The sequence below is a fragment of the Micromonospora sp. NPDC047756 genome (assembly GCF_055587245.1).
Genome location: NZ_JBVJGQ010000003.1, coordinates 13,821 through 37,412, shown reverse-complemented (window position 1 = coordinate 37,412; position 23,592 = coordinate 13,821). Strand labels below are relative to the sequence as shown.

Here is a 23,592-nt window from a genome sequence, read left to right as displayed (position 1 = left end):
CGGTGTCGGCGGGCGGCGGGCCTGACCTGCTCCCTGCGCAACTCCTACCGGCGGGCTGCGGCACAGCCGCGCGTCCGTAGACTCGCCTAGCCGCCCCGGTGAGGGCTGGCGCCGCCGTGAGGGAGTGCCCGTACGCCATGAGCTACCGCAACGATCCGTACGACCCGAAGCAGGTCGCCCTGCTCGACCCCGCCGCCCTGGACGAGGCCGTCGCGGACGCCACGAAGGCGTTCACGGCGGCGACCGACCCGGACGCGCTGACCGCGCTGCGCTCGGCGCACCTGGGTGACCGGTCACCGGTCTCCCTGGCCCGCCGGGAGATCGGCGCGTTGCCGCCGGCCGCGAAGTCCGACGCCGGCAAGCGGGTCAACGAGGCCCGCCGGGCGATCGAGACCGCCTACGCCGACCGTGCCGAGGTGGTGGAGCGCGAGCAGGCCGAGCGGGTGCTGGTCGAGGAGCGGGTGGACGTCACCCTGCCCTACGACCGGCGTCCGCGGGGTGCCCGGCACCCGTTGAGCACCCTGATGGAGTCGATCAGCGATCTCTTCGTCGGGATGGGCTACGAGGTGGCCGAGGGGCCCGAGGTCGACCTGGAGTGGGTCAACTTCGACGCGTTGAACATCCCCGCCGACCATCCGGCGCGCGGGTTGATGGACACCTTCCACATCGCACCGGAGGGCTCCGGCCTGGTGCTGCGTACGCACACCTCGACGGTGCAGACCCGCACGATGCTCAGTCGCAAGCCGCCGATCTACGTGATCGTGCCGGGTCGCGTCTACCGCACGGACGAGATCGACGCCACCCACAGCCCGGTGTTCCACCAGGCCGAGGGTCTGGTGGTCGACAAGGGCATCACGATGGCCCACCTGCGGGGCACGCTGGACCACTTCGCCCGGGCGATGTTCGGCCCGGAGGCGAAGACCCGGTGGCGGCCGCACTACTTCCCGTTCACGGAGCCGTCGGCGGAGTTCGACGTGTGGTTCCCGGAGCACCGCGACGGCCCGCAGTGGGTCGAGTGGGGTGGCTGCGGCATGGTCAACCCGCGGGTGCTGCGTGCCTGCGGCGTCGACCCGGAGGTCTACTCCGGATTCGCCTTCGGCATGGGCATCGACCGGACCCTGATGGTCCGGCACGGGGTCAGCGACATCCGCCATCTCTTCGAGGGCGACGTGCGGTTCAGCCGCGCGCTCGGGACCGGGGCGTAGGCGATGCGGGTACGAGACACGGGAACGGTGGTCTGAAGTCATGCGAGTTTCTGTCAGTTGGCTGCGGGAGTATGTCGACCTCCCCGCCGACCTGCCCACCGGTGATCTGGAGCAGGCCCTTGTCGACCTCGGTATCGAGGTCGAGTCCGTGGTGGACCTGCGCGAGAACGTCACCGGGCAGCTCGTCGTCGGCGAGGTGCGCGAGATCGAGGAGCTGACCGGCTTCAAGAAGCCGATCCGGTTCTGCCGGGTGGACGTGGGTGCCGCCAACGGCACCGGCGAGCCGCAGGAGATCGTCTGCGGGGCGCGGAACTTCGCCGTCGGTGACCGGGTGGTGGTGATCCTGCCCGGTGGTGTGCTGCCCGGCGGGTTCGCGATCGGCGCCCGTAAGACGTACGGGCACAACTCGGCCGGCATGATCTGCTCGGCGAAGGAGCTGGGCCTGGGCGACGACCACTCGGGCATCATCGTGCTGCGGCCGGACGGCGCGGCCAAGCCGGGTGACGACGCGCGGCCCGTCGTCGGCCTCGACGACGTCGTGTTCGAGCTGGAGATCACCCCGGACCGGGGGTACGCGCTGAGCCTGCGCGGCCTGGCCCGGGAGCTGTCGCACGCGTTCGACGTGCCGCTGCGCGATCCCGCCCTGGTGCCCGCCCCGACCGGCACCGAGACGCCGGCGTACCCGGTGGAGGTCCGCGACACGGTCGGCTGCGACCGGTTCACCGCCCGCCTGGTGCGGGGCGTCGACCCGGGCGCGCCCACGCCGTCGTGGATGGCCCAGCGGCTCGTCACGGCCGGCATCCGCAGCATCTCGCTGCCGGTCGACATCACCAACTACGTGATGTTGGAGCTGGGCCAGCCGATGCACGCCTTCGACGCCGACCGGATCGCCGGGCCGCTGGTGGTCCGTCGCGCCGAGGCGGGGGAGAAGCTGACCACCCTGGACGGCGTCAACCGGGTGCTCACCGCCGACGACATGGTCATCTGTGACGACACCGGCCCGATCTCGCTCGCCGCGGTGATGGGCGGCGAGACCAGCGAGGTCGACACCGGAACGACCACCAATGTGCTCTTCGAGGCCGCCCACTGGGACCCGGCGATGGTCGGGCGCACGGCTCGTCGGCACAAGCTGTTCAGCGAGGCCGCGAAGCGCTGGGAGCGGGGCGTCGACCCGGCCGTGCCGCTGGTCGCGCTGGAGCGTGCCGTGCGGCTGCTGACCGAGCACGGCGGTGGCACCCCGAGCGCGGAGATCCTCGACATCGACCACGTCCGGCCGCGTACCCCGATCAGTCTTCCGGCGGACCTGCCGACCCGGCGGGTCGGTGTCGAGTACCCGCCGGCGCGGGTGGTCGCCCTGCTGGAGCAGGTGGGCTGCACCGTCGCGCAGGGCGCTGACCGGTTGTCCGAGGACCCGGGCACGGTCGGCGTGGCCAGCGGCGTCGGGACGGTGCTGAGCGTCACCCCGCCGACCTGGCGGCCCGACCTGACCGACCCGGCCGACCTGGTCGAGGAGGTGGTCCGCCTCGACGGGTACGACCGGGTGCCGTCGGTGCTGCCGACCGCGCCCCCGGGGAGCGGATTGACCCCGCGGCAGCGTCGCCGCCGGGCGGTCGCGGGGTCGCTGGCCGAGCGGGGGTACGTGGAGGTGCTCGCGCACCCGTTCGTGTCGCCGGAGCTGGCCGACCAGCTCGGCCTGCCGGCCGACGACAGTCGTCGGCCCGCGGTGCGGTTGGCCAACCCGCTGTCCGAGGAGGAGCCGCTGCTGCGTACCACGCTGCTCGGCCCACTGCTCGGCATCCTCAAGCGCAACCTCGGCCGGGGTCACCGCGACCTGGCCCTCTACGAGATCGGTGCGGTCTTCCACCCGCGCGTCGGCGCCGGCAGCCCGCCGGCTATGGGCGTGGACCGTCGCCCCACCGACGAGGAGTTCGCCGCCGCCGACGCGGTGGTGCCGGCGCAACCGGTGCACGTCGCGGTGGTGCTCTCCGGTGACCTGGACCCGGCCGGCTGGTGGGGTGCGGGTCGACCGGCCGGCTGGGCGGACGCGATCGAGGCGGCCCGGGACGTGCTGGCCGCCGCCGGGATCCCCGACGAGCGGGTCGAGGTGCGTGCCGCCGAGTACGCGCCGTGGCACCCGGGTCGCTGCGCCGAACTGCGGGTCGACGGCTCGGTGGTCGGACACGCCGGGGAGTTGCACCCGGTGGTGGTGGCGACGCTGGAGCTGCCCCGCCGCACCAGCGCGATGGAGCTGAACCTCGACACGCTGCCGCCGACGCCGGTGACGCCGGCGCCGACGGTTTCCGGGTTCCCGCCGGCGTTGATCGACGTGGCTCTGGTGGTGGACGAGTCGGTGCCGGCGGAGCAGGTGCGCCGGGCGCTGGAGGCGGGTGCCGGTGAGCTGTTGGAGGACGTGCGGCTGTTCGACGTGTACTCGGGCGCGCAGCTCGGCGAGGGTCGCCGGTCGCTGGCGTACAAGCTGACGTTCCGGGCACCGGACCGGACGCTCACCGTCGAGGAGGCGGTCGCGGCACGGGACGCGGCGGTCGCCGTCGCGGCGGAGCGGCTCGGCGCTACCCTGCGCGGCGCCTGACGCGGCCACGACGGCCCCGGTACCCCGCAGCGGGTACCGGGGCCGTCGTCGTGTCGCCGCCGGCTCCGGCGTGTCGGGCTTCCGACAGGCAACGCCGACCTTCGTCGCCCGCCGCGGCGTCCCCCGGCAGGTCGCGATGGCCGGGCACCAGGCATCCGTCCTCACTGGCATGCTTCGACGTCGATGCGAGGTGGCGTTCGGGTGGCCGGGCGAGGGCTCGGCGTCGACGTCGCCGACCGTCTCACGAGCCTTTCCGAGATCGACACGAATCGGTAGCCTTGGCTGGCGAAGGGGTGAGCGCCGACGCCTGTCGCAGGCCTTCAGGTCAAGGAGCAGCGCATGATCGAGGCAATCGTCGCCGGAGCGCTCGTCAAGATCGCCGAGGGGTCCGGGGCGGCTCTCGTCGACATGATCCGGCGGCGGTTCGTCGGCAGGGACGAGCCGGCCGGAATGCTCGAATCCCTGGACCGGGTCGCGCGGGGCGACGCCTCGGCGGACGACGTGGCTCAACTCCGTACGCTTCTGGCCCGAGTCGCGGCCGAGGATCCCGAGTTCCTGCGGGAGCTCCGGCATCCGGCGACGCCGGCTGGCAGCACGAACGTGGTTGCCTCCAGCAACGTGGGCAAGCTGGTGCAGGCCCAGCGCGTCGGCGACATCACGATGTAGCCGGAAGGTGACCGACATGGAGCCCGCCTCCGGAAGCTCGTCGCGCAACGTCGCCGAGGGCCTGGTGGCGCACCAGGTCGTCCAGGTGGGCACCTCCGGCGCGATCTACGTCGAACAGCCGCGCACGGCCCCGCGCGCGCCCGAGCCACCGCACATGCTCCCGGGCGGCATCGGGAGGATCGTCGGCAGGCACCACCTGCTGCACGAGATGGACGAGGCGATGACCGCGCCGGGCTCGCGCTGCTGCATGCTCTGGGGGTTGGCCGGCTCGGGGAAGACCACCCTCGCGGTGGCCTGGGCCAGCTCGCGCATCGCCGAGTATCCCGACGGGCAGTTCTTCGTCGACATGCGCGCGTACTCCGGCACACCGCGCATCGAGGCCCGGGACGCCCTGCGGAGCTTCCTGGCCACGCTGGGGATCAACCGGTCCGACCTGCCGGACGACGAGGCGGAGTGGGGCGGCGTCTTCCGGGCCGTCACCGCCGGCCGGCGGTGCCTCGTCATCGTGGACAACGTGGGTTCCTACGAGCAGGTTCGGGACCTGGTGCCGGGCTTCGGGTCGGTGTTGGTCGTAACCAGCCGCCGGGCGATCCCCGAGATGAGCGTTCGTCACGACGCCCGGGTCATCAAACTTCCGTTGCTGACCCTCGACGAGGGGGTGGAGCTCATCGCCGAACGTGTCGGGTTCGTCCGCGTCGAACGGGAGCAGGCCGCCGCCCGGCGCATCGTGCGGCTTCTGGAGGGGCATCCGTTGGCGCTGGCCATCGTCTCGGCGAAGCTCGCCATCCAGACCACCTGGACGATCGACGACGCCGCGAGGGGGATCGAGGAGGAGCAGAGCCCACTTCGGTTCCTCGATGACGCCGGTCTGGGCATCGAGGTCGGACGCGTCATCTCCTGGTCACTGGACGACCTCGACGCGGCGACGACGAAGGTTCTGTACGTCGCATCCATGCTGCCCAGCAACGAATGCTCGGTCGCGGTGCTGTGCCTCGTCCTCGACCAGTCTCGGCGGGTGTGCGACCGCAGTCTCCAAGCCCTGTGCCTGGCCTCCCTCATCGACGAGATCAGCCCTGGCCGATACCGCTTCCACGACCTGATGAAGGCCTATCTCGCGGAGACCCTCGGGCAGGCGCTGGACCCCGCCGAACAGGAGCTGACCGCGCGCCGCATCCGCACCGTGTACCTGGCGTTGAGCTACGTCGCCGATCGCGCCATCGACCCACACCGGGATTCCCTGCCGGTGGACCGCGAGCTGCTGGCGGTCGTCGGGTCGGTCAGCTTCACCGTGGCGCAGGCCCTCTCCTGGTTCGAGTCGATCACCGCGTCCATGTCCTACCTCATCAAGGCGGCGCGCGCCGATGAGGACTTCGCCTTCATCACCCGGTTCGCGCGGGCGGTCAACACGTTCCTCTACTGGCGACAGGACGTCACCAGAACGGTGTCCGTCCAGCGGGAGGCGGTCGACGCGGCGGCCGCCGGTGACCCGGCGATGGAGGCGTTGTCCCGACGCGCGCTGGGACGGGCCCTCGCGGACATCGGCGAGCTTGAGCCGGCGAAGGAGCAGTTGCGCGCCTCCATGGCGCTGGACGCGGCGTCCGGCGACGACTCGGGTCGGGCGTCGTCGTACCACGCCATGGCCGAGCTCTGCCTCCGGTCGGGTGACCACCGGGAGGCGCTGCGCTGGGGGTTGCGGGCGGCCCGGGAATCCAGGAGCGGCAACAACGTCGTCCGTGAGGCCCGGGGTCTGTACGACGCGGCCCGAGCCCTGAACGAGACGGGTCACCATTCGTGGGCCCGGGGGCTCGGCCTGCGCAGTCTCGCCATGTGCGAGGAGCGCGGCAACGACTACGGCCGGGCTCTGGCCCTGCGTCTGCTCGGCGCGACCGGCCTGCGCTCGGGCGAGGTCGAGGAGGGCTGCACCTGGTTGGAGCGGGCCTGGCGGGTGGAGGAGTCCCTCGGCAACTTCCGTTCCGTGCGGACGATCCTGGGCCAGCTCGAGCAGGCGTACGGTCAGTGCGGGAACGTGAGCGCCGTGGAAGAGGTCCGACGGGCACTGGCCCGCCTGGAGCACTACCCGGATCTCACCCAGTCGACGTTGGTGGTCGGGAGTCCGGCGACATGAGCCCTCGGTACGCGCCGCTCGTCCCGGCTGATGAGCTGGCCAGCCCTGCGTCCTATCGACAACTGCGGCGGGAGCGGGAGGCCGCGAGGTTCCGCCGCGAGATCGAAGCGGTGGTCGACGGTGCCTGCCGGGCGGAGGCGGACGGCCCGCTTCTGCGGAGCACCTTCACGTCGCTGAGCGGGAACCTCGCGGCCGAGGGTGCTCTCAGCTTCGCCGGGCTCGTTCCACCGGAGCGTTTCGGCAGCGCGCGGCGGGCGTACGACTCGGCGATCGACACCAGGGGCAGCCGAGGCTCGCTGCACAGCTACCTGAACGTCGCCGACGCGGGCTCCCTGGTCGCGCACCCCGACTTCCGGGAGGCGTTCTCTCATCCCCTGCTGGTCGCGCTCGTCGCGCACGCCCTCGGCGGGCCCGTCAAGATCATCGACTTGCGGGCCAAGGACACGCAGCCACTGGACGTCGTGGCGCGGGACAACACCCTGCACGTCGACAACAGTCCCTTCATGGACGAGTTCAAGGTGATCGTCACCTGGACGACGGGCACCGGTCGAGGGCCCTCGGGGCAGGGGCTCACCTACCTGCCCCGCACCAATCGGCTCCTGCGGCAGTGCTTCGTGGACGACGACGGCACCGTGTGGAGCGACGAGGACAGCTGCATCTTTCCCTCTCGGGCCCGGGTGGACGAGGCGCTCGCCGCCCAGGCCCGTTTCTTCGACGACGGCCTTCCGCGGGTCGTCCATCTTCAGGACATCGCGGCACCGTGTCACACGATCTTCGCCGCGAGTCGGCTGGTCCACCACCGGTACCGTACGTCCGCCGGCGGGCCGCGCAGCGCAATCATGGCAGCGTTCCACCGGACCGACGAGGGCACCGGCTTCCTCGGCGCCGATGACCTTGCGGGGTCGGCTCTCGACCGGTTCCTGTTGGCGACCGGGGACGGGCGCCCCTTTCTGGAGCTTCTCGCCGACGAGATGCCGCGGATCGTCGCGGCGCTCGCGGCCGCCGCGTCCCGGCCCGGTTTCGTCGTCGAACCGGACCGGCATCTCCTGCGCGACGAGGGCTTCCGCGCCTGGTACGAGCGGCAGAGCGCCGGTGTCTCCCTCGACCGGCTGCGCCGCGCCACGCTGGCCTCGGCCGCCGCCGCCGACACGCCCATCGTGCAGCGCCTCGTTCTGCGCATGCAGTACGACCTGCAGGGCGCCCTCAACATGCCGCTCTACACCGACCTGCGGGAGGAGGTGCGGAAGCGGGCGCGGATCGTGATCCGGGAGATGACGCCGGAGCACATCCGCGACATCGTCATGCGGCACGACCTCGGTGCGGTCCTGCGCACGGAGTCCGTGGCGCCGCCCCGGCCGGTCAGCGAACTCGCCGAGGAGCTGCGCGGCGCGCTGGTCGCTCTGCGTCGGCTCCTGTCGACGGACCTCGCGTCCCGGCCCGCCGGCCCGGTCTGGGGTTCGACCGACGGGAGCGCGGCCGCGCTGTCCCTGCGGCGCTTCATCGTCGACCTGTGCGTCGCGGCCGCCGACATCGCCGACGACGCGTCGCTGGCCACCGGGTGTGTGTTCGGCGCCCTCGGCTCCGTGCTGGCCGACGACCTCTTCGACCTGGGCGCTGCGGGCCGCGAGGTCACCGCCGAGTTGTTCGGGATCTACCTTCGGTTGGCGGCCCCCTCACTGGGCGAACGGTGCCCGGCGCACCCGGAGAAGGACAAGCTGGACACCTATCTCAAATCCGTGAACGAGGAGAGGCAGACCGCCAAGCTGGCGTCCGAGGTCTGGTTTCAGGCCGCCTCCGCCGAGGTGACCGCGCGCAACGACGACTTCGTTCGCACGCTGCTGCGGCGTGTGCTGCCGCCGGGGCGACCGTCGCCGGAGTCCGGCGATCTCGGCGCGCTGCTGGCGGATCCCGCCGCGCTGGGCGCGTACTACTGGGAGCGGGTCCTGGCCGGGAAGTCGGTGGCCGTGCGCTTCGGCGCTGCCGATCTCGACACCCTCGACGGCTACTTCGGGCCGACGGCCGGCCGGAGCCTGCCGGACACTGTCGCTCGGCTACGCGAGGAGACCACCCCGGGCTCGCCGGCCGCGCACCTGCTCCGCGGCATCGAGCGGCTCGCGTCACGACGGGGCCAGTCACACGCCGAGGCGTGCCGGGACGTCATGAGCCGATTGTCGGCGCACTGGCCGGACCTCGCCCGACGGTGTCGGGGCGGCCCGGATGCCGCACCGCTGCCGGCCGAGGGCATCCTCGCGGCGCTTGACGATGCGATCGGCGTCGCCGGCCAGGAGGGCCGGCGCCCGCGGCGGTCGTCGCCGGGCGTCGGCGGGCCCGGGGCGGGGTCGGCCGAGGTGTTGTTGACGACCGCCGAGGCGCGGGAGTTGGCCCGCGTCTACATGCTCGCCCGGCTCTGCTTCAGCGCTGAGGAGTTCCGGGTCGCACAGCTGTTGGCCGGTGATCCACGGGTCCGGTACGCCGTCCTCGCCACCCATCTGTACCTGGTCTCCGAGGTGTCGCGGTCGGCGGCGGCACTCGTCGACGGCTGGGGCACCGCGAAGATCCTGCTGCCCTTCACCGAGGCCTTCGTCAACGTCTCCGGCTACTCGTCGTCCGTCGTCGATCTCGCGCCGAACCCGAAACTGATCACCGTCATCAGCAACAACCTGTTACCGGCCGTGGCCGGTGAGTTGCTGCGGCGGGACGTCGCCGTCGACGAGGTGGATGCGGACATCCTGGCGGCGGGTGTCCAGGCAGCCGTACAACGAGGCGTCTTCGACGTCACCATCGGCCTGTTCCACCAGGCCGACCGGGGGGACATGGTGTCCCTGTCCGGCCTGAGTCGGCGGGTCTGTCCGGCGGTCCGGCCGTTCGGGGCGTTCTGTCGGCGTTGGTTGCCGTACTTCTTCGACCGTCATCCCAGCGCTTCGAAGCGAGCGGGTACGCCGGGGGCGACCTGCTGGGCCTGATGGCCGTGCACCCGGAGTGTGACTTGTCGCCGCGACCGGACAGCCAGGCCGGGCATCGGACCGGGCGCTCACCGCCGAGGAGACGGTCGCGGTACGGAAACGCGTCGTTCGCTGTCGCGGCTGAGCGCCTCGGCGTCACCGGGTGCGACGCCTGACGGATTTCGACCGGTCTCCTCGTACGGGACGCCGGAGGAGACCCTCAATCGTCGCTGGATTCCAGGTTGCCGAGCTTCCGTAGGCTCGACAGATCGCGGACGGTGATCCGTCGGTAGTCGGTGTCGACCAACCCGTCGTTTCGCAGCTCGCGAAGCGCCTTCTGGATCGCCGTCTCGGACGCGCCACAGATGGTGGCGAGGTCGGGCTGGGTGAGTCGTACGTCGATGACGATGCCGTCCAGCCCCTGCCGGCCGTGGGTGCGGCACAGCTCGGCGATCACCCGGGCGACACGCAGTTTCACCGGGTAGGAGGTGAAGTCGATCCGGCGTCGGTTGGACCAGCGCAGCCGGTCGGACACCATCGCGGCGAGTTCGAGAGCGGCGTCGGGATGGTCGGTGAGGAACCGCTTGAACCGGTCCGGCTGGATCACGCTGTAGCGTGCTGGCCCACATGTCGTGACGGTCGCGGAGCGCGGTGCGTCGTTGAGCGCGGACATCTCGCCAACGAGATCACCCCCAACCCGGAGCGACAGCAGGGCCGGCCGACCGTCCGGCAACGTCGCGGTGACCTTGGTAAGGCCCTCTTCGAGGAGCACCAGGTGTGATTCGTGGGTGCCCTCGTGGATCACGATCTGCCCGGCGGGCACCTGACGGCGGACGCCCAACCCCAGGAGCGCCGTCCGCACCTGCGGTGTGAGCCGTTGCAGAAACGTGCCGTAGGGCCACTCGCCGCCGGATATCGCGCGTGGTCGTCGCATCTGTGGCATCAACCTCCTCGTCCACCGACAGGTGCCGTAGCGTAGCCGTTCCTGCGCGCAGCGCGATGCCCCCGTTTCGGTGGCGATGTCGACCAGGAGGCGGACGGCAATCAGCGCAAGCACGGCCAGCGGTGACCATTCGAGGGTAAGCAGCAGCTCGAAAACATCTGTCCTCATGCGACAAGGACACCGCCGCGGTGCACAGCCGACACCCGCACAGGATGGGATGACCGTTTTTCGACAGTCCCAGGCGATGCCGTACTTCTACGGGATCCCGACCGGTCCCCGACGGTTCGATGGCTCCTGCGGTGCTCGCCGCTGGGCGAGCCGGGTGATGAAGGGCGGGACGTTCGATGCGACATCCTGAGCGACGACTGTTGATTTCCGTCGATATGGAGCGCTACAGCCGACGCAGCAACCTGCAGCAGTACGAGGCGCAGCTGCACTTTCGGGAACTGCTGCACGAGGCGGCTGACGCGGTCGGCCTGGACCGCGTGGCCTGGGTCACGCAGCAGGCGGGCGACGGCGAGTTGGCGGTCGTGCCACGCGAGGTGTCCGAGTCCCGGGTCATCGGCCGGTTCGTGCCGGAGCTGAACCGGCGGCTGCGTAACCACAACAGCAGCCGCGTCCCGGCCGCCCGCATCCGGTTGCGGGTGGCTGTGCACCAGGGGCTCGTGCACCTCGACGGCGCGAACGGCTTCCCCGGCAACGCCGTCGTCTTCGTGTGTCGGCTGTGCGAGGCCGACCCCGTCAAGAAGGCCCTGGCTGCCTTTCCCGGGGCCGGGGTGGCGCTTGTCGTCTCGACCGAGATCTTCCGGGACGTGGTCAGCGAGTATCCGGAGGAGATGCGACCCGAGCGTTTCGTGCGGATCGAGGTGGACCATCCGGACAAGGAGTTCCGTGAGTACGCCTGGCTCTGTGTGGTGGACGAGGATCTCACCGCGGCAGCGGTCCCCGGCGTTGCGGCCGCCGCGGGGGAGCGTGCCGACCCGGCCACGGAACGGCAGGTGGAGCCCGCCGAGGAGAAGACCGGCGACGGCGCGACGGAGCACGGGCCCCGGTCAGCCGGCCCGGCCGACGCATCTGGACAGAGCATTCGTACCGGGGACGTCCACGTGCGGGGGCAGAACGCGATAGGCCAGGGTGCGACGGCGATCGGCTCGGTTGGCCGCGACGTGAACTCCGCCCCGAGGCGGGGCGGGTCCCGATGATCGGGCGACACCCCTCCACGGCCCCCGGCACCGATCGGGACCTGGACGACCTCTGGCACGACGGGCCGGAGGAGCCGCCCGGCGGCGACCCGCTCGGTGACGCCGTGGCCGACGGGACGCCGAACGGATCGACAGTCCCGGCATCGTCTGATGGTGTGCAGGAGCCGGGCTCGGCCGAGACGCAGCCGGAGGAGCCACCAGAGGGGGAGGAGGCGGACGAGCCCGAGGACATTCCTGACCCCAGGGACGTGCTGCGTCGGCTCGCCGGTCTGCTGGGCGCACCAAGCATCGATGTCGGCCACGTCCGGGTCCAGGGGCAGAACGCCACAGGCCAGGGCGCGGTCGCCATCGGCACGGTGAACGTCACCACCGCGCGGTCCGACGGCGCCGGGCGCGTCTGGTTCGAACCGATCGCCGGCGACACCGTGCGCGAGATCGCCAACGGGTACGCCCACGCAGCGAGTGACCAGCGACTCGACCACCACCTCCAGCGCCACCACCTGGTCTGCCTGTCCGGCACGGTCGGGAGTGGACTGTCCACCTCGGCGACCCTGGCCGTTGCCCGCAAGCACGGATCCGGCCGGGTGTGCGCCCTCGGTGTCGAGCAGTTGTCCGACCTCCTCGGGGCGGGGGAGTCGTTGCCCGGCGGGCACGGCTACGTGCTCCGCCTGAGCGAGGTGGTTCTCCGCGAGGTCGACGGTTTCACACTCGTCGCACTCGCCGCCAAGGCCGCGACGGCGGGCATGACGGTGGTCCTGGTCGGGGACTTCTTCCAGCGGAGGCACGACTTCGTGGGTCACGTCGTGGAGCACCGGCCGGCCTCGTCCGTCGAGGTGTTCCGGGCGCAACTCCGCCACCAACTCCGCGGGCGGTGTGTCGGGTGGTGCGAGGCCGCCTGCGACGGGAGTTGTCTGGAGCGGTACGTGGATGTGGACTGCGTCGGACATCCACTGCTCTCGGCGTACCTGGCCGGTGAGCCTCGACCCGGCGAGGTCCTGAAGATCGTCGAGATGATCGCTCGCACCGTTCCCAGGGCTGTCACCCTGACCGAGCGGTTGGAGCAGTTGTTGCCACTCCAGCTTCGCGAGCGGGCCGTCGAGATCCTCGACGTGCAGTCCAACGGCGAGGAGGTCGACGGCTTCACGCACGAGGAGGTGCGCGCGTTCCGCCTCTCGTGTGCCGTACTCGCCGGACAGCCCGTGGCAGAGATGCACCAGGCTGCCCAACGTCTGGCCCGCCTGGGCTTCGACGACGTGACGTCCACTGATGCACCACTTCGTGGGTCGGCGATCGACGCCCTTCTGGGGTCGACACTGAGCCAGGCCGTCACCCGGCTGTACGAGGTACGCGTGCCGGGCGGGTGCCGGATCGAGTTCCCGGCGGGCACCGAGCCCCTCAGGTCCGCGTTGCTGGAGGTCGCCTGGACCGATTGGTGGGCTCCCGAACAACTCCTCCACTGGCTGGCGGATCTGATCCGCGGTGACGTTCCGGCGGTCCGACAGGCCGCCGCCGGGGCGATCGGGTGGTCGGCGACCCGCGACGTGCAGGCAGCCCTCGACACGGTGGGAGTGCTGGCCCGGGAACGGCGGGCCGGGGTCCGGCAGGCCGCCGCGATCGTGCTCGTGGCCATGGCGATGCAGCCGACGCTGCACCATCGGGTCCGCACCGAGGTCGACCGGTGGGCCGCCGGTCCGGCAGCTCACCTACGCGACACCGTGGCACGCGCTTACAGCCTCGGGCTGGCCCAGCTCTGGCCGGACGCGGCGCTGGTGCAGTTGCGCCAGGTGGCGCACGCGCGGATGCAGCGATGGAACAACTCGGTCGTCCGCGGGCTCGTCGAGGTGTACCGCAACGGGCACGCGGCGAGCGTCGTACCGGCGCTCGTGGACTGGACCGCGTCCGCCGACCCCGAGGTGCGGCTGCACGCCGCGCGGACCCTACGGGTGCTCGCGGACCGCTGGACGGAGCCGCCGAGAGAGCACTGGCCCGAACTGCTGCACCTGGTCGACCAGGGCACGATCCGGCTGGCCGACCTGGCCGTGCTCTGGGCGACCGCCCTGAGCCTGCCGTGGACCGCGTACCGCTCGTGGCGGACCCTCGGATTCTGGCTGGACCGGGCGGACCGGCAGCCGGCCGTCGCCGTCCACTGCCTCGAACTGGTGCGTCACGTGATCGCTGGGCAGCCGGCGTTGCGTCATCGCCTGGACCATCAGCTCCGCCACGTGTGGCGTCCCGTGCTGCCCCACAACGACCTGCTCGACGAGGTACGACGACTTATCGATGAGGAGATCCGATGACGATGAATCCGCCTGGCGGCCCGGGCACGAGGCCACCCATCCCGACGCAGGTGCAGGGTCGCCGGTGGTGGCACGCGTTCTTTCCGCCAGCCGAGCTTCCGGTGCCGCCGCCTCCGCTGCCGCCGGTCGTGCCCACCACCGCGACGTTTCGGCAGGACGTCCCGGGGCCGATCCTGGTACCGGCGAAGGGGGACGCGTTCGACTTCCGGCTGCACGTGGTCTACACCTGGACCGCGCAGAACATGGCGTCCGAGGAGCTTCGGCTCCGCGCCGAGCGTTACCTGGGTTGGGCCGCCGGGATCGTCCGGGAACAGGCGGTCGATCTGGCGCGTGCACACGAGCCGCACCGTTCGCATGATCTGGAACGCGTCCTGAACGGCCATTTCGCCGGTCAGCGCTGGCCGCGTGAGGGTGTGACGCCGCACTTCGGCGTGCTCGTCCGCGTCAGCCCGGACGAGCGGGTCCGGGAGAGGCTCCGGCCGTACTGGGAGGATCGGATCAGGCTCGAGTGTGATCATGAGTTGCAGAAGATCAGGGCGACCCAGGCGGACGAGCTGACTCGCCGCTGGTGTGCGGTGTTGCAGAATCTTGAGGACGATCCGGTGACCTCGCATGCGGCGCGGTTGACCGGGGAGCAGTTCGCCGAGGTGTTCCGCCGATATGTGGAGGAACGTCGAGAGACTGTTCCCGAGCTCGTCAAACTGCTCCGTGAGGCGGTGCGTGGACATGGTGATCTCGGCATGGGACCGAGCGAGTACACGGAAGCATGGGATGCGGCCCTGAGGACGTACGAGCGTCAGCACGGGCTGTCCGAGCGGGTGAACTGACACGCGGTGTCCTCTGCCAGGATCGTCTGGCAGAGGACGCCCAGGGCGTTGATCGGCGTGATTCATCTGTTCATTACCATGCACTGCACTGCATGAACTTGCACTCGTGAGTCGTCCTTGTTAATCTTCGCTGCATAGTCATGCGGAGGTGGGTATGGGGATTCGAGTCGCGGTTGCCGGAGCGAGCGGGTACGCCGGGGGCGAACTGCTGCGCCTGATCGCCGGGCACCCGGAGTTCGACCTGGTCGCCGCCACCGCGCACAGCCAGGCCGGGCACCGCGTCGACGTGGTGCACCCGCAGCTCACCGGGCTCGACCTGGTGCTCGGCGAGACCGAGCCGGCGGTCCTGGCCGATGCGGACCTGGTCTTCCTGGCCCTGCCGCACGGCCAGTCGGCGGCTCTCGCGGCCCAGCTCCCGGCCGAGGTACGCATCGTCGACCTGGGTGCCGACCACCGGCTGGCCGACCCGTACGCCTGGGCGCAGTACTACGGTGGCACGCACGCCGGGCAGTGGACCTACGGCCTGCCCGAGTTGCCCGGTCAGCGGGAGCTGATCGCCGGCTCCACCCGGGTGGCCAACACCGGCTGCTACGCCGCCGCGATCACCCTGGCGCTCGCGCCGCTGATCGCCGACGGCGCGGCCAATCCCGCCGACGTGGTGGTGGTCGCCGCCTCCGGCACCTCCGGCGCCGGCCGGGCGGCCAAGGCGCACCTGTTGGCCAGTGAGGTGATGGGCGACCTGTCGCCGTACCGGGTGGGCACCCACCAGCACGTCCCGGAGATCAAGCAGGCCACCGGCGCGACCGGGCTGTCGTTCACCCCGGTTCTGGCGCCGATGCCGCGCGGCATCCTGGCCACCGTCACCGCGGTGCCGGCGCGGGGCGTCGACCCGCAGGAGGTGCTGGCCCGGGCGTACGCGGACGCGTCGTTCGTGCACGTGCTGCCGGAGGGCCGCTGGCCGCACACGGCCGCGACCCTCGGCTCCAACTCGTGTCACCTGCAGGCCACCGTCGACGTCGACTCGGGTCGTCTGATCGTGCTCAGCGCGTTGGACAACCTGGGCAAGGGTGCGGCCGGTCAGGCCGTGCAGAACGCCAACCTGATGCTCGGCCTGCCGGAGACGACGGGCCTGTCGGTCTGGGGGGTCACCCCTTGAGCGTCACCGCCCCCCGGGGGTTCCGGGCGGCCGGTGTGGCCGCCGGGCTCAAGACCGGCGGCGGCGCGGACGTGGCCCTGGTGGTCAACGACGGCCCGGACGCCGGTGTCGCCGGTGTCTTCACCACCAACCGGGTCAGGGCCGCGCCGGTGCGCTGGACCCAGCAGGTCGTGCAGGGCGGTGTGGTCCGCGCCGTGGTGCTCAACTCCGGTGGCGCCAACGCCTGCACCGGTCCGGCCGGCTTCCAGGACACGCACGCCACCGCCGAGCACACCGCCGCCGCGCTGACCTCGGTCAGCCCCCGGTTGATTCTCGGCGCGGGTGATGTCGCGGTCTGCTCGACCGGCCTCATCGGTGAGCGGCTGCCGATGTCGAAGCTGCTGCCGGGTGTGCGCTCGGCGATCCGAGGGCTGTCCCGCGACGGTGGCCCGGCCGCCGCCGAGGCGATCATGACCACGGACACCCGGCCGAAGACCACTGTGGCGCGGGGGAGCGGCTGGACGGTCGGCGGCATGGCCAAGGGCGCTGGGATGCTCGCGCCCGGGATGGCCACCATGCTCTGCGTGTTGACCACCGACGCGGTGGCCGGACCGGCGACGCTGGACACCGCGTTGCGGGCGGCCACCCGGGTCAGCTTCGACCGGGTCGACTCCGACGGCTGCATGTCCACGAACGACACGGTGCTGTTGCTGGCCAGCGGCGCCAGCGGCATCGAGCCGACGCCGGCCGAGCTGGCCGCCGCCGTCACCGCGGCCTGTCACGACCTGGCCCAGCAGTTGGTGGCCGACGCCGAGGGCGCCACCAAGCAGGTCGCCATCGACGTGGTCGGCGCGGCGGACGAGGACGAGGCGGTCGAGGTGGGCCGTGCGGTGGCCCGCAACAACCTGGTCAAGACGGCGCTGTTCGGCAACGACCCGAACTGGGGCCGGATCCTCGCCGCCGTCGGCACCACCACTGCCGCGTTCGAGCCGGACGAGGTGGACGTGGCGGTGAACGGGGTGTGGGTGTGCCGGGGCGGCGCCGCCGCCGAGGGCCGCTCGAAGGTCGACCTGACCGGGCGGGACGTGACCATCCGGATCGACCTGCACGCGGGTACGTCGGCCGCCACGATCTGGACCAACGACCTGTCCCACGCGTACGTGCACGAGAACTCGGCGTACTCGACGTGAGCGCGAGGAACGCAGCGCAGCGGAGTCCCGCAGTCGCGAACGGAAGGCGGGCGCGGTGAGCGCGAGGAACGCAGCGCAGCGGAGTCCCGCAGTCGTGAACGGAGGGCCGGTGCGGTGAGTCTCAGCAGCGATTTGGCTCGTGCCCAGGTCAAGGCCGAGACGTTGATCGAGGCGTTGCCCTGGTTGGCGCGCTTCACCGGCTCGACTGTCGTGGTCAAGTACGGCGGCAACGCGATGACGGAGCCGGAGTTGCAGCGGGCGTTCGCGGCCGACATGGTCTTCCTGCGCTACGCCGGCCTGAAGCCCGTGGTGGTGCACGGCGGCGGTCCGCAGATCTCCGCCATGCTGGGTCGCCTCGGCATCGCCAGCGAGTTCCGGGGTGGTCTGCGGGTGACCACCGCCGAGGCGATGGACGTGGTCCGGATGGTGCTGGTCGGTCAGGTGGGCCGGGAGCTGGTAGGTCTGATCAACTCGCACGGCCCGTACGCCGTCGGACTCTCCGGCGAGGACGCCCGGCTGTTCACCGCGGTGCGGCGTCCGGCGTACGTGGACGGCGTGCCGGTCGACGTCGGTCAGGTCGGGGACGTCGAGTCGGTCGACGTGTCCGCGGTGACCGACCTGATCGAGGCGGGTCGGATTCCGGTGATCTCCACGGTGGCGCCGGACGTGGAGGGGGTGCTGCACAACCTCAACGCGGACACCGCGGCCGCCGCGCTGGCCATCGCGTTGCGGGCCCGCAAGCTGGTCGTGCTTACCGACGTGGCCGGTCTGTACGCGGACTGGCCGGACACCAGCAGCCTGGTCTCCGAGATCGCCGCGGACGATCTGGCGAAGCTGCTGCCCAGCCTGGAGTCGGGCATGGTGCCGAAGATGGAGGCGTGCCTGCGGGCGGTGCGTGGGGGAGTGCCCGCCGCGCACGTCGTCGACGGCCGGGTGGCGCACTCCACGTTGCTTGAGGTGTTCACCTCGGAAGGGTTCGGAACGATGGTGGTGCCGGGAGACGGGACGGACGCGACATGAGCACGTTGGCGCAGCGGTGGAAGCAGTCCATGATGGACAACTACGGCACACCGCCGATGGCGTTGGTCTCCGGTCACGGCGCGGTCGTGGTCGACGACGCCGGCCGGGAGTACCTGGACCTGGTGGGTGGCATAGCGGTCAACGCCCTCGGTCACGCCCACCCGGCGGTGGTGGCGGCGGTGTCGAAGCAGGTCGCGACCCTCGGGCATGTCTCCAACCTCTATGTGGCCGAGCCGCCGGTGGCCCTCGCCGAACTGCTGTTGGCGCTCGCCGGTCGACCGGGTCGGGTGTTCTTCGCCAACTCGGGCGCGGAGGCGAACGAGGCGGCGTTCAAGCTCTCCCGGCGCACCGGCCGCACCCAGGTGGTGGCCACCAGGGGCGGCTTCCACGGCCGCACGATGGGCGCCCTCGCGCTGACCGGTCAACCGGCCAAGGCCGACCCGTTCCGGCCGCTGCCGGGCGAGGTGACGCACGTCGACTACGGCGATGTCGCCGCTCTCGAAGCGGCCGTCTCCGAGGCGACCGCCATGGTGATCCTGGAGCCCGTCCAGGGGGAGAACGGCGTGCTGGTCCCGCCGGCCGGTTACCTCGTCGAGGCCCGGCGGATCACCGCCCGGCACGGCGCCCTGCTGGTCCTCGACGAGGTGCAGACGGGTGTCGGGCGTACCGGGCACTGGTTCGCGCACCAGGCCGAGGGTGTGGAGCCGGACGTGGTCACCCTGGCCAAGGGGCTGGGTGGCGGTCTGCCCATCGGTGCGACGCTGGCCTTCGGCCCCGCCGCGGACCTGCTCACGCCCGGCTCGCACGGCACCACGTTCGGCGGCAACCCGGTCAGTTGCGCGGCGGCGCTCGCCGTGGTGGCGACCATCGCCAACGAGGGCCTGCTCGACAACGTCAAGCGGGTCGGCGAGCGGTTGCGGCGCGGCATCGAGGCGCTGGGCCACCCGCTGATCGGCGAGGTACGCGGGTCGGGGCTGCTGCTCGGTGTGGCGCTCACCGCGCCGGTGTCGTCGGTGTTGGCCGAGGCGCTGCGGGAAGCCGGCTTCCTGGTCAACCCGGTGCAGCCGGGTGTGATCCGGCTGGCCCCACCGCTGATCCTCACCGCCGCCCAGGCGGACACCTTCCTCGCGGCGCTGCCCGCCGCACTGGACGCGACCGCCCCGGCCGCTGCCGGCGCGCAGACCGCACCAGCCACGCTGACCACCACGACGGGGACGACTCGATGACCCGGCACTTCCTGCGCGACGACGACCTCTCGCCGGCCGAACAGTCCGCTGTCCTCGACCTGGCGGCCGGCATGAAGACGGACCGGTTCGGCCACCGGCCGCTGGTCGGCCCCCGCTCGGTGGCTGTGCTCTTCGACAAGCAGAGCCTGCGGACCAGGATCTCGTTCGATGCCGGGATCGCCGAGCTGGGCGGGCACCCCCTGGTGGTGGACACCCAGGTCACCCACTTCGGTCGCGGTGAGTCGCTCGCCGACGCCGGGCGGGTGCTGTCCCGCTACGTCGCGGCGATCGTGCTGCGGACCCATGGTGACGAGCGGATCGCCGAGGTGGCGGCGGGCGCGACGGTGCCGGTGGTCAACGCGCTCACCGACGGTTTCCACCCGTGCCAGCTGCTGGCCGACCTGCTCACCATCCGGGAGCGGTGCGGTGGCACGGCCGGGCGAACCCTGGCGTACGTGGGGGACGGCGCGAACAACATGGCGCAGTCGTACCTGCTGGCCGGTGCGACGGCGGGGATGCACGTGCGGATCGCCGGCCCGGTCGGGTTCGCGCCGGACGAGGCGGTGGTGCGACGGGCCGCTGAGATCGCCGCGGAGACCGGCGGGTCGGTGCGGGTGCTGACCGACCCGGCCCAGGCGGTACGCGACGCCGACGTGCTGGCCACCGACACCTGGACGTCGATGGGGCAGGAGTCCGACGGGTTGGACCGGATCACCCCGTTCCTGCCGTACCAGGTGAACAAGGAGTTGCTCGGTCACGCCGCACCGGACGCGATCGTGCTGCACTGCCTGCCCGCGCACCGCGGTGAGGAGATCACCGACGAGGTGCTCGACGGCCCGCAGAGCGCGGTCTTCGACCAGGCGGAGAACCGGTTGCACGCCCAGAAGGCGCTGCTGACGTTCCTGCTGGAAGCCGCGACCGGCGATGCCGCCGCCGGAGGGCCGCGATGACCGCGCCGCTGACCCGCGCGGCCCGGCACGCCCGGATCGTGGAGCTGATCCGCGATCGGTCGATCCGGTCGCAGACCGAGCTGGCGGATCTGCTGGCCGCCGACGGCGTCGGCGTCACCCAGGCCACCCTCTCGCGGGACCTGGAGGAGTTGGGCGCGGTCAAGGTGCGCGGGGGCGACGGTCCGGCCGTCTACCTGATCCCGGAGGACGGGCAGCGGCCGCTGCGCGACGCCGAGGCCGCGCCGGCCCGGTTGGTACGGCTGCTGCGCGAACTGCTCAACGGGGTCGACTCCAGCGGCAACATCGCCGTGCTGCGGACACCGCCGGGCGCAGCCCAGTACCTGGCCAGCGCGTTGGACCGGGCGGGGTTGCCCGAGATCGTGGGCACCATCGCCGGGGACGACACCATCCTCGTCGTGGCCCGGGAGTCCGTCGGTGGGGCCGCGCTCGGCGACAAGCTCGCCGGTTGGGCCCGCCGGGATGACACCGTGGAAGGGACCACCACGTCATGACCGAGCGGGTCGTGCTCGCGTACTCCGGTGGGTTGGACACCTCCGTGGCCATTCCGTACCTGTCGGAGCAGACCGGCGCCGAGGTGATCGCGGTCGCGGTCGACGTCGGTCAGGGCGGTGAGGATCTCGACGCCATCCGGCAGCGTGCCCTGGACTGCGGCGCCGTCGAGTCCGAGGTGGTGGACGCGCGTGACGAGTTCGCCGCCGACTACTGTCTGCCGGCGATCCGGGCCAACGCGCTCTACATGGACCGTTATCCCCTGGTGTCGGCGCTGTCCCGGCCGCTGATCGTCCGGCACCTGGTGGCGGCGGCACGCGCGCACGGCGGCACGATCGTGTCGCACGGCTGCACCGGCAAGGGCAACGACCAGGTCCGGTTCGAGGTGGGCCTGAACGCGCTCGCCCCCGACCTGAAGATCATCGCGCCGGCCCGGGACTTCGCCTGGACCCGGGACAAGGCGATCGCCTTCGCCGAGGAGAAGGGGCTGCCGATCGACGTGTCGGCCAGGTCGCCGTACTCGATCGACCAGAACCTGTGGGGTCGCGCGGTGGAGACCGGCTTCCTGGAGGACATCTGGAACGCCCCCGTCGAGGACCTCTACTCGTACACCTCCGACCCGACGCAGGAGCGCGACCCCGACGAGGTCGTGATCACCTTCGACGGCGGCGTGCCGGTGGCGATCGACGGTGAGACGGTCACCCCGTACCAGGCGATCCTGGAGCTCAACCGGCGCGCCGGCGCTCAGGGCGTGGGCCGCCTCGACATGGTCGAGGATCGCCTGGTCGGCATCAAGAGCCGCGAGGTGTACGAGGCACCCGGCGCGATCGCCCTGATCACCGCCCATCAGGAGCTGGAGGCGGTGACCGTCGAGCGGGACCTGGCCCGGTTCAAGAAGGGCGTCGACCAGCGCTGGGGCGAACTCGTCTACGACGGGCTGTGGTTCTCGCCGCTGAAGGCGTCGCTGGACGCGTTCATCGACGACGCGCAGCGGTACGTGAGCGGCGAGGTGCGGATGGTCCTGCACGGCGGCCGGGCCACGGTGACCGGCCGGCGCTCCGAGGCGAGCCTCTACGACTTCCGGATGGCCACCTACGACACCGGCGACACCTTCGACCAGTCCCTGGCGAAGGGCTTCGTGCAGTTGTGGGGGCTGCCGAGCCGGATGGCCGCGGCGCGCGACGCGCGCTTGGGCGGTGGCGGACAGTGACACGTGTGAGCGCGAAGACTGATCAAGCGCGGCAAGCGGGCCCCGCGGTCGCGAGCGAAAGGCAACCAACGCGATGATGGGCGACGTGGACGACAAGAGCCTGACCGAGAACAGCGCCGCCACCAACCGGACGAGCCTCTGGGGTGGCCGGTTCGCGGGCGGCCCCGCCGAGGCGCTCGCCCGACTGTCGGTGAGCGTGCAGTTCGACTGGCGCCTGGCCCCGTACGACATCGCCGGTTCCCGGGCGCACGCCCGGGTCCTGGCCGGCGCCGGCCTGCTCGATCCGGAGGAGCTGGGCCGGATGCTGGCGGCGCTGGACGACCTGGAGGCCGCCTGCGCCTCCGGAACGTTCCGCCCCACCATCGACGACGAGGACGTGCACACCGCGCTCGAGCGCGGTCTGCTGGAGCGTCTCGGCAGCCTCGGTGGCAAGCTGCGCGCCGGCCGGTCCCGCAACGACCAGGTCGCCACCGACCTGCGGCTCTACCTGCGCGACCACGCCCGGGGCGTGGCCAGCCGCCTGGTCGAGTTGGCGGAGGCGCTGGTCGAGCAGGCCGAGCGGCACATCGACACCGCCGCGCCGGGCATGACTCACCTCCAGCACGCCCAGCCGGTCACCTTCGGGCACTGGCTGCTCGCCCACGTGCAGCCGCTGCTGCGCGACCTCGAACGGTTGCGCGACTGGGACCACCGCGCGGCGATCAGCCCGCTCGGCGCGGGCGCCCTGGCCGGTTCCGGGCTCCCGCTGGACCCGGTGGCGGTGGCCAAGGAGCTGGGTTTCCGGACCTCGTTCGCCAACTCGATGGACGCCGTCGCCGACCGGGACTTCGTGGCCGAGTTCCTCTTCACCACCGCCCTGATCGGGGTGCACCTGTCCCGGCTCGGCGAGGAGGTGGTGCTCTGGACCTCGCACGAGTTCGGCTGGGTGGAGCTGGACGACTCCTTCGCCACCGGCTCGTCGATCATGCCGCAGAAGAAGAACGCGGACATCGCCGAGCTGGCCCGGGGCAAGTCCGGGCGGCTGGTCGGCGGCCTGATGACAGTGCTCACCATGCTCAAGGGCCTGCCGATGACCTACGACCGGGACATGCAGGAGGACAAGGAGCCGGCCTTCGACGCGGTCGACACCCTGGAGCTGCTGCTGCCGGCCCTGGCGGGAATGATCTCCACGATGACGGTCCGGGTGGACCGACTCGTCGCCGCCGCCCCGGTCGGCTTCTCCCTCGCCACCGAGGTCGCCGACTGGCTGGTCCGACGCAATGTGCCGTTCCGCGACGCGCACGAGATCACCGGCCAGTTGGTGGCGCTGTGCGCTGCTCGGGAGTGCGAGCTCAACGACGTCTCCGACGAGGACCTGGCCGCGATCAGCGGGCACCTCGACCCGTCGGTGCGCGACGTGCTCTCGGTCCGGTCGGCGCTCGCGGCCCGGACCACCCCCGGGTCCACCGGCCCCGGCCCGGTCGCCGACCAGCTCGCCGCCGCGGCGGACCGGCTGGCCGGTTGGCGGGAGTGGGCCACCGAGCGGGTCGTCCCGCGCTGAGCCGTGCCGTGGCG

17 protein-coding genes are annotated in these 23,592 nt (G+C 71.6%); 16 read left to right on the top strand and 1 reads right to left on the bottom strand.

Annotated elements, in window-relative coordinates; genetic code table 11:
- Positions 1 to 137: 137 nt before the first annotated feature.
- From pheS to ACZ6NZ_RS09580, 5 genes are all read left to right on the top strand, one after another.
- Positions 138 to 1,205, top strand: a complete 1,068-nt coding sequence (gene pheS, locus ACZ6NZ_RS09600) for a phenylalanine--tRNA ligase subunit alpha (RefSeq protein WP_366611691.1) — start codon at positions 138 to 140, stop codon at positions 1,203 to 1,205.
- A 40-nt stretch (positions 1,206 to 1,245) separates the two neighbouring features.
- The gene (gene pheT / locus ACZ6NZ_RS09595) at positions 1,246 to 3,795 is read left to right on the top strand and encodes a phenylalanine--tRNA ligase subunit beta (protein ID WP_465857476.1); all 2,550 of its coding nucleotides are present in this window, start codon (positions 1,246 to 1,248) and stop codon (positions 3,793 to 3,795) included.
- Between the two features lie 339 nt (positions 3,796 to 4,134).
- Positions 4,135 to 4,461, top strand: coding sequence for a hypothetical protein (locus ACZ6NZ_RS09590; RefSeq protein ID WP_465857474.1), 327 nt, complete (start codon positions 4,135 to 4,137; stop codon positions 4,459 to 4,461).
- 16 nt (positions 4,462 to 4,477) lie between these two features.
- On the top strand, positions 4,478 to 6,586 hold the full coding sequence (locus ACZ6NZ_RS09585; protein WP_465857472.1) for a hypothetical protein: 2,109 nt from the start codon (positions 4,478 to 4,480) through the stop codon (positions 6,584 to 6,586).
- On the top strand, positions 6,583 to 9,549 hold the full coding sequence (locus ACZ6NZ_RS09580) for a hypothetical protein (RefSeq protein WP_465857470.1): 2,967 nt from the start codon (positions 6,583 to 6,585) through the stop codon (positions 9,547 to 9,549). Before ACZ6NZ_RS09585 ends, ACZ6NZ_RS09580 begins: the two co-directional genes overlap by 4 nt.
- A gap of 199 nt (positions 9,550 to 9,748) precedes the next feature.
- Here the strand turns inward: ACZ6NZ_RS09580 and ACZ6NZ_RS09575 are convergent, their stop codons facing one another.
- Complete coding sequence (locus tag ACZ6NZ_RS09575) at positions 9,749 to 10,462, bottom strand: Crp/Fnr family transcriptional regulator (RefSeq protein ID WP_465857468.1); 714 nt, start codon at positions 10,460 to 10,462, stop codon at positions 9,749 to 9,751.
- Between the two features lie 353 nt (positions 10,463 to 10,815).
- Between ACZ6NZ_RS09575 and ACZ6NZ_RS09570 the strand changes: the two genes are divergently transcribed.
- From ACZ6NZ_RS09570 to argH, 11 genes are all read left to right on the top strand, one after another.
- Positions 10,816 to 11,673: a hypothetical protein gene (locus ACZ6NZ_RS09570; RefSeq protein ID WP_465857466.1), complete on the top strand. Its 858-nt coding sequence runs from the start codon at positions 10,816 to 10,818 to the stop codon at positions 11,671 to 11,673.
- The gene (locus tag ACZ6NZ_RS09565; protein ID WP_465857464.1) at positions 11,670 to 13,970 is read left to right on the top strand and encodes a HEAT repeat domain-containing protein; all 2,301 of its coding nucleotides are present in this window, start codon (positions 11,670 to 11,672) and stop codon (positions 13,968 to 13,970) included. Before ACZ6NZ_RS09570 ends, ACZ6NZ_RS09565 begins: the two co-directional genes overlap by 4 nt.
- The gene (locus ACZ6NZ_RS09560; protein ID WP_465857462.1) at positions 13,967 to 14,797 is read left to right on the top strand and encodes a hypothetical protein; all 831 of its coding nucleotides are present in this window, start codon (positions 13,967 to 13,969) and stop codon (positions 14,795 to 14,797) included. The genes ACZ6NZ_RS09565 and ACZ6NZ_RS09560 overlap by 4 nt, the downstream gene beginning before the upstream one ends.
- Positions 14,798 to 14,951: 154 nt before the next feature.
- Complete coding sequence (argC, locus tag ACZ6NZ_RS09555; protein WP_465857460.1) at positions 14,952 to 15,953, top strand: N-acetyl-gamma-glutamyl-phosphate reductase; 1,002 nt, start codon at positions 14,952 to 14,954, stop codon at positions 15,951 to 15,953.
- Positions 15,950 to 17,122: a bifunctional glutamate N-acetyltransferase/amino-acid acetyltransferase ArgJ gene (argJ, locus tag ACZ6NZ_RS09550; protein WP_465857458.1), complete on the top strand. Its 1,173-nt coding sequence runs from the start codon at positions 15,950 to 15,952 to the stop codon at positions 17,120 to 17,122. Before argC ends, argJ begins: the two co-directional genes overlap by 4 nt.
- Positions 17,123 to 17,236: 114 nt before the next feature.
- Positions 17,237 to 18,142, top strand: coding sequence for an acetylglutamate kinase (gene argB / locus ACZ6NZ_RS09545; RefSeq protein WP_366611675.1), 906 nt, complete (start codon positions 17,237 to 17,239; stop codon positions 18,140 to 18,142).
- Positions 18,139 to 19,368: an acetylornithine transaminase gene (locus ACZ6NZ_RS09540; RefSeq protein WP_465857456.1), complete on the top strand. Its 1,230-nt coding sequence runs from the start codon at positions 18,139 to 18,141 to the stop codon at positions 19,366 to 19,368. Before argB ends, ACZ6NZ_RS09540 begins: the two co-directional genes overlap by 4 nt.
- Complete coding sequence (gene argF / locus ACZ6NZ_RS09535) at positions 19,365 to 20,318, top strand: ornithine carbamoyltransferase (protein ID WP_465857454.1); 954 nt, start codon at positions 19,365 to 19,367, stop codon at positions 20,316 to 20,318. Before ACZ6NZ_RS09540 ends, argF begins: the two co-directional genes overlap by 4 nt.
- Positions 20,315 to 20,830: an arginine repressor gene (locus ACZ6NZ_RS09530; RefSeq protein WP_465857452.1), complete on the top strand. Its 516-nt coding sequence runs from the start codon at positions 20,315 to 20,317 to the stop codon at positions 20,828 to 20,830. The genes argF and ACZ6NZ_RS09530 overlap by 4 nt, the downstream gene beginning before the upstream one ends.
- Positions 20,827 to 22,038 carry an argininosuccinate synthase gene (locus ACZ6NZ_RS09525; RefSeq protein ID WP_366611669.1) on the top strand — a complete coding sequence of 404 codons (1,212 nt, stop codon included), beginning with the start codon at positions 20,827 to 20,829 and terminating at the stop codon, positions 22,036 to 22,038. The genes ACZ6NZ_RS09530 and ACZ6NZ_RS09525 overlap by 4 nt, the downstream gene beginning before the upstream one ends.
- Positions 22,039 to 22,114: 76 nt before the next feature.
- The gene (gene argH / locus ACZ6NZ_RS09520; RefSeq protein ID WP_366611667.1) at positions 22,115 to 23,578 is read left to right on the top strand and encodes an argininosuccinate lyase; all 1,464 of its coding nucleotides are present in this window, start codon (positions 22,115 to 22,117) and stop codon (positions 23,576 to 23,578) included.
- Positions 23,579 to 23,592 lie beyond the last annotated feature (14 nt).